The sequence below is a fragment of the Romboutsia sp. 13368 genome, from assembly GCF_018336475.1.
In the GTDB taxonomy this organism is placed as follows: Bacteria; Bacillota; Clostridia; order Peptostreptococcales; family Peptostreptococcaceae; genus Romboutsia.
This window is the reverse complement of sequence record NZ_CP048741.1, coordinates 1,266,137-1,266,736: the sequence shown is the minus strand read 5'-3', so window position 1 is coordinate 1,266,736 and position 600 is coordinate 1,266,137. Positions and strand designations below refer to the sequence as shown.

Here is a 600-nt window from a genome sequence, read left to right as displayed (position 1 = left end):
TACATGATATAAAGCTATAATTATGTAAATAGTGGTAATCGATAAAAAATACAAGTTTCGACAAAATACAACAGTATAAAAAAGCTATAATGTAGAAGTTGAGTGAAAGAATTTTCACATAGTAAAATATAATTATTGGGAGATTATTAAAAATGACTTGTAACTATTGTAAAAGTACAACAATTAAATATTTATTATCTGATACAAATTCTACATATACTTATTGCGGTGATTGTAATAATGATATTTATAGAGCTCATAAATACATAGCTATAGATTCTATTTTAAAAAGAATTTTAAATAATTTAAAAACTTTAAATGAAAAAAATCTAAAAATTGAAGTTAAAAAAGAAAATGGTTTTATTTCACTTTTAATAAACGATATAAAAGTTTTTGAAACTGATTTTAAATATGAATTTATAAAAAGAGATATATATCATTTAGAAAACATAATCCATGAATTAGTTGAGGATTATTATAAATTTGATTTATCAAAAGTTGACATTATAGTATGTTAATAAATTTTAAATTAAGTATAAAAAGATGTTAGTAGTAATACTAACATCTTATTTACATATATGAAAACTATAGTACTTAACT

General features: G+C 19.2%; 1 protein-coding gene. It reads left to right on the top strand.

All coding sequences use genetic code 11. The features are described 5' to 3' along the window. Positions 1–152 precede the first annotated feature (152 nt). Positions 153–518, top strand: coding sequence for a hypothetical protein (locus tag G3997_RS05105; RefSeq protein WP_296649130.1), 366 nt, complete (start codon positions 153–155; stop codon positions 516–518). Positions 519–600: the final 82 nt, after the last annotated feature.

Coding starts and splice junctions, on each gene's coding strand:
- G3997_RS05105 (WP_296649130.1), top strand. CDS start 153: ATGACTTGTAACTATTGTAAAAGTACAACAATTAAATATTTATTATCT.